This window comes from Nocardia sp. NPDC024068, from assembly GCF_040638875.1.
GTDB lineage: Bacteria > Actinomycetota > Actinomycetes > Mycobacteriales > Mycobacteriaceae > Nocardia.
On the sequence record NZ_JBEZYU010000040.1, the window covers coordinates 21724 to 34070 of the forward strand.

The 12347-nt window shown below is 66.2% G+C and carries 12 protein-coding genes; 10 read left to right on the forward strand and 2 right to left on the reverse strand.

All coding sequences use genetic code 11. The annotated features are described in order from the left end of the window. Positions 1-4: 4 nt before the first annotated feature. A complete protein-coding gene (locus AB0F41_RS23615) occupies positions 5-637 on the reverse strand; it encodes a helix-turn-helix domain-containing protein (protein WP_357427295.1) in 633 nt (210 codons plus the stop codon). A 156-nt stretch (positions 638-793) separates the two neighbouring features. Here AB0F41_RS23615 and AB0F41_RS23620 point away from each other — a divergent pair, with 156 nt between their 5' ends. From AB0F41_RS23620 to AB0F41_RS23645, 6 genes are all read left to right on the forward strand, one after another. After that, positions 794-1363: an NAD(P)H-dependent oxidoreductase gene (locus AB0F41_RS23620; protein ID WP_357427233.1), complete on the forward strand. Its 570-nt coding sequence runs from the start codon at positions 794-796 to the stop codon at positions 1361-1363. A 581-nt stretch (positions 1364-1944) separates the two neighbouring features. Further along, positions 1945-2175, forward strand: a complete 231-nt coding sequence (gene nrdH / locus AB0F41_RS23625) for a glutaredoxin-like protein NrdH (protein ID WP_357427235.1) — start codon at positions 1945-1947, stop codon at positions 2173-2175. 118 nt (positions 2176-2293) lie between these two features. After that, on the forward strand, positions 2294-2743 hold the full coding sequence (nrdI, locus tag AB0F41_RS23630; protein ID WP_357427237.1) for a class Ib ribonucleoside-diphosphate reductase assembly flavoprotein NrdI: 450 nt from the start codon (positions 2294-2296) through the stop codon (positions 2741-2743). Further along, the gene (gene nrdE, locus AB0F41_RS23635; RefSeq protein ID WP_357427239.1) at positions 2740-4899 is read left to right on the forward strand and encodes a class 1b ribonucleoside-diphosphate reductase subunit alpha; all 2160 of its coding nucleotides are present in this window, start codon (positions 2740-2742) and stop codon (positions 4897-4899) included. Before nrdI ends, nrdE begins: the two co-directional genes overlap by 4 nt. Before the next feature lie 52 nt (positions 4900-4951). Further along, positions 4952-5206, forward strand: a complete 255-nt coding sequence (locus tag AB0F41_RS23640) for a type II toxin-antitoxin system prevent-host-death family antitoxin (RefSeq protein ID WP_357427241.1) — start codon at positions 4952-4954, stop codon at positions 5204-5206. Between the two features lie 58 nt (positions 5207-5264). Further along, positions 5265-5618 (forward strand): type II toxin-antitoxin system VapC family toxin, encoded by a 354-nt coding sequence (locus tag AB0F41_RS23645; RefSeq protein ID WP_357427243.1) that lies wholly within the window; start codon positions 5265-5267, stop codon positions 5616-5618. 100 nt (positions 5619-5718) lie between these two features. Here AB0F41_RS23645 and AB0F41_RS23650 read toward each other — a convergent pair whose 3' ends face one another. Next, the gene (locus tag AB0F41_RS23650; protein ID WP_357427245.1) at positions 5719-6714 is read right to left on the reverse strand and encodes an LLM class F420-dependent oxidoreductase; all 996 of its coding nucleotides are present in this window, start codon (positions 6712-6714) and stop codon (positions 5719-5721) included. Positions 6715-6841: 127 nt separating this feature from the next. On the opposite strand from AB0F41_RS23650, the gene AB0F41_RS23655 reads away from it, so the two are divergent. The 4 genes from AB0F41_RS23655 to AB0F41_RS23670 all read left to right on the forward strand — a co-directional run bounded on the left by AB0F41_RS23655 (position 6842) and on the right by AB0F41_RS23670 (position 12252). After that, the gene (locus tag AB0F41_RS23655) at positions 6842-7756 is read left to right on the forward strand and encodes an NAD-dependent epimerase/dehydratase family protein (protein ID WP_357427247.1); all 915 of its coding nucleotides are present in this window, start codon (positions 6842-6844) and stop codon (positions 7754-7756) included. A gap of 363 nt (positions 7757-8119) precedes the next feature. After that, the gene (gene mgtE, locus AB0F41_RS23660) at positions 8120-9478 is read left to right on the forward strand and encodes a magnesium transporter (RefSeq protein ID WP_357427249.1); all 1359 of its coding nucleotides are present in this window, start codon (positions 8120-8122) and stop codon (positions 9476-9478) included. 58 nt (positions 9479-9536) lie between these two features. Then, positions 9537-10655, forward strand: coding sequence for a Fic family protein (locus tag AB0F41_RS23665; protein ID WP_357427251.1), 1119 nt, complete (start codon positions 9537-9539; stop codon positions 10653-10655). 391 nt (positions 10656-11046) lie between these two features. Further along, a complete protein-coding gene (locus AB0F41_RS23670) occupies positions 11047-12252 on the forward strand; it encodes an alpha/beta fold hydrolase (RefSeq protein WP_357427253.1) in 1206 nt (401 codons plus the stop codon). Positions 12253-12347: the final 95 nt, after the last annotated feature.

Sequence of the window (12347 nt, forward strand, 5' to 3'; positions counted from 1 at the left end):
AACTCTACTGCGCATGCCTTCCGGCGACCCGGCGAACCAGCGCTTCCCAGTTGTCCCCGATCTGTTCCCGGGTGTGCCCGAGGGTGCGGATCTGGTGCAGGACCAGCCCGGCCCCGAGGGTGGCCAGTAGCGCGTCGGCCAGCAGTCCGGTGTCACCGGGAGTCTGCGCGCCCCGGAGCAGCATCGCCACATGGGTTTTCAGCACGCGATACGGTTCGCTCCGGTAGTGCCGTTCGGAGCCGAGTTCGGCGGCCCGGTGCAGTTCGCCCTCCACTTCGATATCCAGCAGCCGGGCCCGCCCGAAGGCCACGAGCCGTTCGATCGGTGGTGCGCCCGGGCCCAGCGGCGGCGGGCCGAAGATGAACGCCTCCTGGGCCTGGGTCTCGGAATGGTCCAGGAGTGCGTACATCAGGCCGGTGCGGTTGCCGAACCGGCGGAAGACGGTGCCCTTGCCGACTCCGGCCCGTTTGGCGAGCGCGTCCATGGTGAGGGCGTCCACGCCGTGCGCGCGGACGAGTTCCTGGGCGGCGTCGAGCAGACGTCGCCGGTTGCGCGCGGCGTCGGCGCGTTCGGCCGGTTCGCCGGTGCCGGGTAGCGCGGGGCCGATCCGTTCCGGCCGATGCACCTGTGATGGCATGGCGGGGGTGAGGGGATCGCCCGGGCGCCAGGGATCCGGCTGGCGTGGTGTGTCGTAGTTCACGGTGCTGCGCCGGCCTCCGGGGAATGTAGCGGACCGTGGTCCGGTTGATCTGGGCGGTGGGATCGTCACACAACTAGTACCGCAGGAGTGAATATGAGCCAGACCCGTATCGTCGTACTCGTCGGAAGCCTTCGTCAGGCTTCGATCAGCCGGCGGCTTGCCGAGGCGGCGGCCGCCACCGTGCCCGCCGGTACCGAAGCCACCCTCTACGAGGGTATCGGTGAGATTCCGTTCTACAACGAGGATATCGACGTCGAGGGTTCGGTTCCCGCCGCGGCGCAGGCGCTGCGCGACGCGGTCGCGGCGAGCGACGGCCTGCTCGTGGTCACCCCGGAATACAACGGGACGCTGCCGGCCGTGCTGAAGAACGCCATCGATTGGCTGTCCCGGCCCTACGGTGCCGGTGCGATCAGCGCCAAGCCGGTGGCTGTCGTGAGTGGTTCCATCAGCCCCAATGCCGCCAAGTGGGCGCACGCCGACACGGTGAAGTCCGTCGGTATCGCGGGCGGCCGGATCGTCGAAGAGGCGCATCTGCACTACGCGGCCTGGGGCGAGCGTTTCGTCGCGAGTCATCCGAGCGAGGACTCGGAGGCGCTGGGCGAACTGACCGGCGCGCTGAAGGTTCTGGCCGACGCGGCCAGTGGGGAGCTCGTCGACGCCTGATCGCCGATCCCACGCCGGGGCCGCCTCGTCCATGGACGAGGCGGCCCCGGCGTTTTCGTGCGACTCCGCGCCGCGTGGGGTTCCGGGCGCGTCGCGGGCCCGTCTCGTACCCTGTTCCGGGCGGTGCCCGCGGGCCTGCTGGGACGTCGGCGACTGGTGTGACAGACGTGTCTCCTGGGTTTGCTGAAAAAGAGCTGGGCCGGACGATTTGTGATCTGGGCCACCGTGAATACGGCGTGTCGAGTTGCTGTCCTGCGGCTTACACGTATGGAATCACACCGTTGTGACTCGCAACATCTCGTGTTGTTTCGGAATGTCGGCCACTAGGTGTAGTGTCATCGGTACCCGAAGGCGGTAGGGCGAGGAGCCCGCCGGCGATGGGTGGAACCGGCCCGGACGTGGGGTTTCAGGGCTGGTCTTCGGAGTTTGCGCAGGATCATCCGATCGTGCCGGCGCCGCGCTGTACACACCGAAACCGCCGGCCGGGATCGGTATGCGCGGTGACGTCGGCTCGCAGGCGGCGGTCCGTCACCACAGAGGGCCGCAAACACCGCACATTGGCACAGGAGAGAGGGACTCGAATGATCACCGTCTACACCAAGCCCGCTTGCGTCCAGTGCAATGCCACCTACAAGGCTCTCGACAAGGCCGAGGTGGAATACCGTGTCGTCGATATCTCCGAGGACGCCGAAGCCCGCGACTACGTGATGGCGCTCGGCTACCTGCAGGCCCCCGTCGTCGTCAACGGCGACGAGCACTGGTCCGGTTTCCGCCCGGATCGCATCAAGGCACTGGCCACCGTCGCCGCCTGAGCGCGTCGGGCCCGGAGCCGGCAGCGAAGTGCAACCACGAAGGGCCCGCGCTCCGGCGCAATAGATACGGCCCGACCCGGCGCCGCGCCCGACCCGGTCGGGAACGAGGGGAGGTGAGATGTCCGAATCGCATACGCTGGTCTACTTCTCCAGCGCTTCGGAGAACACACACCGTTTCGTCGAGAAGCTGGATATCCCGGCTCTCCGGATCCCCCTGCACACCACCGGCTCGCTGCGCGTCGACGAACCGTACGTGCTGATCGTCCCCACCTACGGGGGCGGTCGGCACGTCCTGGGTTCCACGCGCCCGGACAAGGAATTCGTACCGCGTCAGGTCGCCAAGTTCCTCAACGATCCGCACAACCGCGCACTGCTGCGCGGTGTGATCGCCGCCGGGAACACGAATTTCGGTGACACCTTCTGCTTCGCAGGTGATGTGATCTCGCGTAAATGCGGGGTGCCCTACCTGTACCGCTTCGAACTCATGGGAACCGCTGAGGACGTCGCCCGCGTCCGAGAGGGATTGGGATTGTTTTGGCAGCAACAACGACAGCATCAGCAGGTATGACGGCCCGTCTGGAGCAGCCCGCGCAGCGCGCCGGCGACGCCGGTGAGGTCTTGGACTACCACGCCCTCAACGCCATGCTGAACCTGTACGGACCGGACGGTGAGATCCAGTTCGACAAGGATCGCGAAGCCGCCAATCAGTACTTCCTGCAGCACGTCAATCAGAACACCGTCTTCTTCCACAACCTCGACGAGAAGCTCGACTACCTCGTCGAGGAGAACTACTACGAACCCGAGGTGCTCGAGCAGTACAGCCGGGCCTTCGTGAAGAAGCTGTTCCAGCAGGCCTACGCCAAGAAATTCCGGTTCCCCACCTTCCTCGGCGCGTTCAAGTACTACACCTCCTACACCCTCAAGACCTTCGACGGGAAGCGCTACCTGGAGCGCTTCGAGGACCGGGTCTGCATGGTCGCGCTGACGCTCGCCGCCGGTGACGAGGTGCTCGCGGGCAAACTCGTCGAGGAGATCATCGACGGCCGCTTCCAGCCGGCCACCCCGACCTTCCTCAATTCGGGCAAGAAGCAGCGCGGTGAGCCGGTGAGTTGTTTCCTTCTCCGCATAGAGGACAACATGGAGTCCATCGGGCGCTCCATCAACTCCGCGCTGCAACTGTCCAAGCGTGGCGGCGGGGTCGCGCTGCTGCTCAGCAATATCCGTGAGCACGGGGCGCCGATCAAGAAGATCGAGAACCAGTCCTCCGGCGTCATCCCCATCATGAAACTGCTCGAGGATTCGTTCTCCTACGCCAACCAGCTCGGCGCGCGGCAGGGTGCGGGCGCGGTGTACCTGCACGCCCACCACCCCGATATCTACCGCTTCCTCGACACCAAGCGGGAGAACGCGGACGAGAAGATCCGCATCAAAACCCTCTCGCTGGGTGTGGTGATCCCGGACATCACCTTCGAACTGGCGAAGAAGAACGAGGACATGTACCTGTTCTCGCCGTACGACGTGGAACGCATCTACGGCAAGCCGTTCGCCGATGTCGACGTCACCGAGAAGTACTACGAGATGGTCGACGACAAGCGGATCCGCAAGTCCAAGATCAAGGCGCGCGAGTTCTTCCAGACCATCGCCGAGCTGCAGTTCGAATCCGGCTACCCCTACATCATGTTCGAGGACACGGTGAACCGGGCGAATCCGATCGCCGGCAAGATCACCCATTCGAATCTGTGCTCGGAGATCCTGCAGGTCTCCACCCCGTCGATCTACAACGACGATCTCACCTACGCCAAGGTCGGCAAGGACATCTCCTGCAACCTGGGGTCGCTGAACATCGCCAAGGCGATGGACTCCCCGGATTTCGCGCGCACCATCGAGGTCGCGATCCGGGCGCTGACCGCCGTCTCCGATCAGACCCATATCAACTCGGTGCCCTCGATCGAACAGGGCAACAATTCCTCGCACGCCATCGGGCTCGGCCAGATGAATCTGCACGGCTACCTGGCGCGTGAGCACATCCACTACGGATCCGAAGAGGGCCTGGACTTCACGAACATCTACTTCTACACCGTCGTCTTCCATGCCCTGCGGGCGTCGAACGCGCTGGCGCGGGAACGCGGCAGCTGGTTCGGCGGATTCCCGGAGTCGAAGTACGCCAGCGGTGAATACTTCGACAAGTACACCGATCAGGTGTGGGAACCGAAAACCGAACGGGTCGCGCGGCTGTTCGCCGACGCCGGTATCCATATCCCCACCCAGGACGACTGGCGGGGGCTGAAGGCCGCGGTCATGGAATACGGCCTCTACAACCAGAACCTGCAGGCCGTCCCGCCGACCGGGTCGATCTCCTACATCAACCACTCCACCAGTTCCATCCACCCGGTGGCGTCGAAGATCGAGATCCGCAAGGAAGGCAAGATCGGCCGCGTCTACTATCCGGCCCCGTACATGACCAACGAGAACCTGGACTACTACCAGGACGCGTACGAGATCGGCTACGAGAAGATCATCGACACCTACGCCGCGGCCACCCAGCACGTGGACCAAGGCCTGTCGCTGACGCTGTTCTTCAAGGACACCGCCACCACCCGCGACCTGAACCGGGCCCAGATCTACGCCTGGCGCAAGGGCATCAAAACCCTCTACTACATCCGCCTGCGGCAGATGGCGCTGGAGGGCACCGAGGTCGAGGGCTGCGTCAGCTGCATGCTGTAAGTCCGGGAACGCATCTATAGCATCTGATAGCGACGGTCGCTATATTGGAGCTATGACCAGGACGATCAGCCAAGCCGAACTGCGCAATGGGAGCGCAGGTGTGATGGATGCGCTGGAGGCGGGTGAGGATTTCGTGATCACCCGCAACGGCCGTCCTGTCGGCGAACTGCGTCCAATCACCCCGCGGCATAGCCTGACGACCACCGAGCTGAAAAAGCGACTCGCCAGGTTCGCCGGCAGTGCGAACGCCACGGACGAGCGTGCGGAAATCGACATCGCATTCGGAGCGGACAGGCTCGATGACTGAACCGGGGACGCAATTCCGCTACCCCCTCGGCCTGTTGGATACCTGTGTACTCATCGATATGGCCACGATCGACGTGGCGGACCTGCCGATTCAGCCGAAAATCAGCACGGTGACACTCGCGGAACTGGGCTTGGGCGTGGCTTTGGCGACCGGTGCGGAAACGCTCGCTCTTCGCACCGAACGCCTGCTGGAGATCGAGCACGCCTTCGATGCGCTGCCCTTCTCCTCCACGGCGGCGAGACGATTCACCTCGATGGCAAAGTTGGTGGTCGCGTCCGGGCGAAGTCCCAAGCCGCGCAAGATGGATCTGATGATCGCCGCGATAGCGTCGGCAAATGATCTGCCGCTGTTCACTCGCAACGCGGATGACTTCAAAGGTCTGGATCCGTTGCTGACGGTGATCGCGCTCTGACCGACGACCGAAGCCGACGGGACGCACCCCCGAAGTCTCCCGGCGGTTGCTCTCCGGGCTGTTCTGCGCCCGTGGTGTCCGACCGCCGGGACGTCGCCGGTCAGGACAGTGCGGGGATGACCTCGCGTTCGAAGAGTTCGATACCGCTGGTGTCGTAGGCGGCTTCCGGGAAGTTGAGGATGGTGTAGCCCAGCCCGCGGTCCCGGACGGCGGACAGCTTCTCGACGATCTGCTCGGGGGTGCCGACCGCCGCGCCGCCGTTGTTCAGGTTGTCGACGAAGGCGCGAGCTTTCTCCGCGCCCAGGACGGGAGCGAGACGGGCGGCGTGCTCGGACTTGCGCTGTTCGACCTCGGCCTCGGTGGCGCCGATGGCGACATTGAAGTTGGCGCTGCGCACGATGGCGTCGAAATCGGTGCCCACCTCGGCGCAGTGCTCGCGCAGGATCTCCGATTTACGGGTGAACTCGTCGAGATCGTTACCGGCGAAGTTGGTGTAGTTCGCGTATTTCGCCGCGATGCGCAGGGTTTTCTTCTCGCCGCCGCCGGCGATCCACAGCGGCAGACCACCCTGCTGCGCCGGTAGCGGGCGCACGATCGCGCCGTCCACCTGGTAGTAGCGGCCGTCGAGGGTGGCGACCCCGTCGCGCCAGGCCTGGCGGAAGATCTGCACACCCTCGTCGAGCCGCCCCAGCCGTTCGCCCGCGGTGGGGAAGCCGTAACCGTAGGCGCGCCACTCGTGTTCGTACCAGCCGCCGCCGATCCCCATCTCGGTGCGTCCGCCGGAGATCAGGTCCACCGTCGCCGCGACCTTCGCCAGATAGGCGGGGTTGCGGTAACTGATCGCGGTACACATCTGGCCCAGCCGCACCCGCGAGGTGGTGGCGGCGAACGCCGACATCAGCGTCCACGCCTCATGGGTGGCCTCCTCGGTCGGTTCCGGAACGGTGTGGAAATGGTCGTACACCCATAGCGACTCCCACACCGGATTCGCGTCGGTGCGCTTCGCGAGACTTCGCATCACGTCCCACTGGGCGCCGGGCTCGATTCCGACCAGGTCCAGGCGCCACCCCTGCGGGACGAAGATTCCGAAGCGCACAGCATTCTCCTCAGATGTCGGGCCCGGGGGCCGGAACAGATGTCTCCGCCTCCACTCTGTCGGCCCCGCGCCGACCCGGCAACGGTTGCGCGCTTCCCGCGCCGAATTCCCGGCGTAGGTTGGCATCATGCGCGTGTTCGTCACCGGCGGAACCGGTGCTCTCGGCGTCCATACCGTCCCGGCGCTGGTCGGGGTGGGGCATTCGGTCACGGCGCTGGCCCGGTCCGATGAGAAGGCCGCCGAATTGGTGGCCGCCGGTGCCACGCCCGCCCGGATCTCGCTGTTCGATCGTGACGCCCTGACCTCGGCGCTGGACGGTTACGACGCGGTCGTGAATCTGGCGACCGCGATTCCGCCGATGAGCAAATTCGCGAGCAGGCGCGCGATGCGCGCCAACGAGTATGTCCGGACCGAGGGCTCGGCCGCCGTGGTGGATGCCGCTCTCGCCGCGGGCGTCGGCCGGGTGGTGCAGGAATCGGTCGTGATGTTCTATACCGATCAGGGCGCCGAGTGGATTACCGAATCTTCTCCGGTGGATCGCTTTCCACTGGCCCGGAGCAATTTCGCCGCCGAGGCGAATGCCGCACGGTTCGGCGACGGCGGGGGAGCCGCGGTGGTGCTGCGGTTCGGCGTGTTCTACGGGCCCGGTGCCCGGCACAGCGAGCAGATGCTCGCCCTGGCGCGGCGGGGTATCGGGATGACGCTCGGGCGCCCGGACAGCTACATGTCCTCGATCCACGTCGCCGACGCCGGCCGCGCCGTCGCCGCGGCACTGGAGGTCGCGCCCGGCACCTACAACGTCGTCGACGACGAACCACTCACCACCCGCGACTACTCCGACGCGCTCGCCCGCGCCGCCGGCCGCGGGCTGTGGATACGCGGTCCCGGCCGCGCCGCCGGTCTGCTCGGCGACCGGCTCACCTCGCTCACCCGTTCACTGCGGGTATCGAACACCCGCTTCCGCGACGCCACCGAATGGGTGCCACGGCATCCCAGCGCCCGGGAAGGCTGGCTCGCCACCGCCGAGATCCTGCCCGGGTGATCCGGGTACGCCGCCCTCGGGTCGTCGGCTTCCTCGGCGTCTCGGACACGCCCGGGAATGTGAAACGCCGTGTGACGAACGTTCCGATGCGGACTTTCCGTGGTCAGGATGTATTCTGGCCACGGATGCGTTCGCATTCATAGATTGTTTTCCCGGATCGGGCGTGTATCCACGCGCACGGGCGGCGACCGAATGAGGAGGTGGTGTTGCAATGCGCAGCGAACCTCCCAGTCGAAGGCCGCGCGGCGCCGTCCGCCCGCGTATCCGCTAGCAGTTCCTGCCGGCGGAGCGGTCCGGCTCGGTGCCTCGCGGTGTGACTTCCTTCGAATCACTCGCTACTCACTGCTGTGCCGAGGACTTCTCATGTCGCAGATCATCGAAGCGCCGACGACGCTGTCGGAATCCCTCCAGGACGTTGTCGAACGCCATCGCGTCGACGCCGCGCTGCACTGGCTGGACACCCACCCGCCACATGTCATCGCCGACGAACTCGCCCGTATGGACGCGGTCGAGGCCGGGGTGGCGTTCCGCCTGCTGGACAAAGATCTGGCGCTGGCGGTGTTCGAGGAACTCGAACCCGTCGACCAGCAGCAGATCCTGCAGGGCTTGCGGGACCAGAACTTCCGTGAACTCGTCGAGCGGATGGCGCCCGACGATCGCGCCCGCATGCTGCGCGAAGCCCCCGCCAAGGTCGCGAAGAAGGCGCTGGCCGGGCTGAGCCCCCGCGAGCGGCGGATGACCGCCGCGCTGCTGGGCTACCCGGAAGGGTCGGTCGGCCGGTTCATGACGCCGGAAGTGGTCGCGATCCCGGGCACGCTGACCGTCGCCGAAGCTCTGCGCACCGTACGGATCAAGGGCGGTAACGCCGAAACCGTGTACACACTGCCCGTGGTGGATGTGGGCCGCCGGTTGCGGGGCATCGTCGACCTGCGTGAGCTGGTGCTCAGCGGTCCGGACACGATGGTCGCGGATCTGGTGGTCACCGAACCCGCCTTCGTGCGGGCCACCGATTCGGCGGAGAAGGCCGCGCGGCTGATGCGGGAGACCAACGACATCAATATGCCGGTGGTCGACAGCGAGGACCGGCTGGTGGGGTTGCTCACCATCGACGACGCCGTCGAGGTGATCGAGGCGGCCGACAGTGAGGACGTCGCCAAACAGGCCGGTTCGGCCCCGTGGGAGGGCCACTATATGGCCGCCGGGGTGTTCCAGCTGGCCCGCTATCGCGCACTGTGGCTGATGCTGCTGCTGGTGGCCGCCACCCTCACCGTGAGTGTGACAGGGTTCTTCGAGGCGACCCTCGAGCAGGCGGCGCAGCTGGCGTTGTTCATCCCGTTGCTCATCGGTGCGGGCGGTAACGCGGGGGCCCAGGCCGCGACGGCCTGTGTGCGCGCGGTCGCGGTCGGCGAGGTTCGCGGCGGCGATCTGTTCAAGGTGATCTGGCGGGAGTGCCGGGTGGGGCTGGTGCTGGGCACCATGCTCGCCGTCGTCGGCGTCGGGATCGGCGGGCTGTTCGTCGGGCCGCGGGTCGCGGTGGTCGTCGGGATCACGCTGGTCCTGATCTGCGCGTGGGCCGCGACCATCGGCGGCACCATGCCGCTGCTGGCCAAGCGCCTGCGCATCGACCCGGCGGTGGTGTCGGCGCCGATGGTCACCACCCTGGTGGACGCCACCGGCCTCATCATCTACTTCACCACCGCGAAACTGGTCCTCGGGATCTGAGCGGGCGACGCCCCTATTCACCGCAGAATTTGCGGTGAATAGGGGTTATTATCACCGCATGGCGGGCGAATACCGCAAGTACATCTGGCAGCATGCCGACTGGCCGGCGTTCGGATACGACGCCGCCCGATTGGCGGCGCCGCTCGCCGAAGTGGCACACCGGCAGGGGCGTCTGATCGGCCGCCTCACCGAGGCGGCCGACGCCGTCCAGGACGAAACGAGCCTGACGGTGCTGACCCAGGACGTGGTCAAAACCAGTCAGATCGAGGGCGAACTACTCGATGCCGACTCCGTTCGTTCCTCCCTGGCACGTCATCTCGGCGTAGACATCGGCGCACTCGCACCGGCCGACCGGCACGTGGAGGGTGTCGTCGAGATGGTTCTCGATGCGACCGTGCACCACGATCGGCCCGTCACCGCCGAGCGTCTGTTCGGCTGGCATGCCGCGCTGTTTCCGACCGGGTACTCCGGCCGCACCCGAATCGATATCGGTTCCTGGCGCACCGACGAATCCGGGCCCATGCAGGTCGTCTCCGGTGGCTACGGTAAGGAACGGGTGCATTTCGAGGCACCACCCGCCGTGCGGCTGGACGCCGAGATGGCCGAGTTCCTGGATTGGGTCAACCGCCCCACCACCGAACCCTCGATCGTCAAAGCGGGCCTGGCGCATCTGTGGTTCGTCACCGTGCATCCTTTCGATGACGGAAACGGGCGCATCGCGCGCGCCCTCGGTGACCTGTGGCTGGCGCGCGCCGACCACAGTTCCCGGCGGTTCTACAGTCTTTCGGCGCAGATCCAGCGAGACCGCGCGGCGTACTACCGGATGCTGGAGCAGACGCAGAAGGGAACACTCGATGTGACGGAGTGGCTCGTCTGGTTCCTCGAGGCGCTGCGCCGGGCGATCGTGCACGCCGATGACACTGTCGACACGGTTCTGCGGAAGGCCCGGTTCTGGCGGGACCGCTCTCCGCTCCGGATGAACAACCGCCAGATAGCCATGGTGAACCGGCTGTTCGACGGATTCAACGGCAAGCTCACCACTCGGAAGTGGGCGACGATCACCAAATGCTCGCAGGACACGGCACTACGAGATATCACCGAATTGGTCGACCTCGGTGTTCTCGAGCGGTCGAATGCGGGCGGCCGCAGCACCTCCTATGACCTTGCGGATCGGTGACCGGGCCCCGCGCGGGATCGGCCGGCCCCGATAATTCCGGGCGCGACCGGCTGTAACGCCCGGCTCGTCCGCCGCGAAGGCGGCGCGGCGGCGCCCGGAACCGTCGCGAACGCGGGTGCGCCGTCTCACCTGTGCCGCTCCACGGAACCTTCTGTGTGTGGAAGGGATTCGGCACGTCCCGGATCGTGAACGCTCACGAAGAATTCTCGAAACGCCCGCAAAAAGCCTTTTATGGCGATTCTTCAATTGCTCGACGCCTTTTCGTGAGTTTCCCGGACCATTGCCGCCCCCGGCTCGATTGCGGTCGATCGGCTCTAGCGTCATCGCAGATTCCCGGCGTTTGTGTCACTGCCCGGAGTCGGTCCGTATTTGTTGTGCAGAAAGGCATCTGATGAGGCGTACGACGATCCGCCGATCGCTTCGCGGCGCCGCCGTGACAGCCGCGGCGGTCCTGGCGATCGCACTACCGGGGGCGGGGGTGCATGCCGAGCCCGCCCAGGTGCCGGCCGAGCAGCAACTGGCCGACACCATCGCGGACGGCCTGAAAGACCCCGCGGCGCGTCCGATCGTCGACAGCGGCAGTGCTTCCGGTTCCGCCTGCAACTCGGGTAGCGGTACGGGATCGGGCAACGGCTCCGGCGACTGTTACGGCGGCTCGGGCTCCAGTTCCGGGTTACGCGGCGGGCATGCCACGGACACCGTCGGTTTCGGCCCGCCGTCGACATCGTTTCTGGGTGCCTTCGGCCACGGTTTGCTGAACCCGGATGTGGCACCCCCGGGCAGTAACGACTGGAACTGCACACCGACCGCCGAACATCCCGAACCGCTGGTGCTGATCCACGGGACGTGGGAGAACGCCTACAACAATTTCGCGTTCATCTCCCAGCCGCTGCACGACGCCGGACACTGCGTTTTCACGTTCAACTACGGTAGGTCCGGCCTGATCCAGGGTGGCGGCGTCGGCACAGCCCTCCCCGGCGCGAACGGCACCGGCTATATCGAGGATTCGGCGAAACAGATCGCGGTGTTCGTGGACCGGGTACTGGCGGCGACCGGCGCCGGCAAGGTGAATATCGTGGGCCACTCCCAGGGCGGGGTGTCGTCGCGGCAGTACATCCAGTTCGAGGGCGGCGCGGACAAGGTCCATCACCTGATGACCTTCGGCGCCACCCATCACGGCACCACCCTGGTCGGGATCGGCGCGCTGGGCCGGGCGATCAACAATCTCGGTATCGATGTGCTGGGCCTGGTGGAGATCTTCGTGGGCCACTCCGGTATCCAGCAGACCGTCGGATCGAATTTCATCAACAACCTCAACGCCGCCGGCGATACCGTGCCCGGGGTGGACTACACAGTGGTCGGTAGCCGCTACGACGAGATCACCACCCCCTTCGATTCGACCTTCCTGACGGCCGGGCCGGGCGCGACCGTCCGCAACATCACCCTGCAGGATGGGTGTGAACAGGACCTTTCCGACCATCTGACACTGATGTATTCGCCGCGCGTGCTGTCGATCATCCAGAACACCCTGGATCCGGCGCAGCCGCTGCAGTGCACGTTCAACCCGTGGCTGATCGGCGGGGGCGGCAAACTCTGACCCCAGGCCGTCCGACGGCAACGCACCGAACCCGCCGCGCGATCTCCCGGTCGCCCGGCGGGTTCGCGTGCTACCGGGTCGGCCGCGCAATGATG

Bases quoted from the DNA above. Each gene is read 5' to 3' on its own strand.
- AB0F41_RS23655 (WP_357427247.1), top strand. From the start codon at position 6,842: ATGCGCGTGTTCGTCACCGGCGGAACCGGTGCTCTCGGCGTCCATACC.
- nrdE (WP_357427239.1), top strand. From the start codon at position 2,740: ATGACGGCCCGTCTGGAGCAGCCCGCGCAGCGCGCCGGCGACGCCGGT.
- AB0F41_RS23670 (WP_357427253.1), top strand. From the start codon at position 11,047: ATGAGGCGTACGACGATCCGCCGATCGCTTCGCGGCGCCGCCGTGACA.
- nrdH (WP_357427235.1), top strand. From the start codon at position 1,945: ATGATCACCGTCTACACCAAGCCCGCTTGCGTCCAGTGCAATGCCACC.
- AB0F41_RS23615 (WP_357427295.1), bottom strand. From the start codon at position 637: ATGCCATCACAGGTGCATCGGCCGGAACGGATCGGCCCCGCGCTACCC.
- AB0F41_RS23645 (WP_357427243.1), top strand. From the start codon at position 5,265: ATGGCCACGATCGACGTGGCGGACCTGCCGATTCAGCCGAAAATCAGC.
- AB0F41_RS23620 (WP_357427233.1), top strand. From the start codon at position 794: ATGAGCCAGACCCGTATCGTCGTACTCGTCGGAAGCCTTCGTCAGGCT.
- AB0F41_RS23640 (WP_357427241.1), top strand. From the start codon at position 4,952: ATGACCAGGACGATCAGCCAAGCCGAACTGCGCAATGGGAGCGCAGGT.
- AB0F41_RS23665 (WP_357427251.1), top strand. From the start codon at position 9,537: ATGGCGGGCGAATACCGCAAGTACATCTGGCAGCATGCCGACTGGCCG.
- mgtE (WP_357427249.1), top strand. From the start codon at position 8,120: ATGTCGCAGATCATCGAAGCGCCGACGACGCTGTCGGAATCCCTCCAG.
- nrdI (WP_357427237.1), top strand. From the start codon at position 2,294: ATGTCCGAATCGCATACGCTGGTCTACTTCTCCAGCGCTTCGGAGAAC.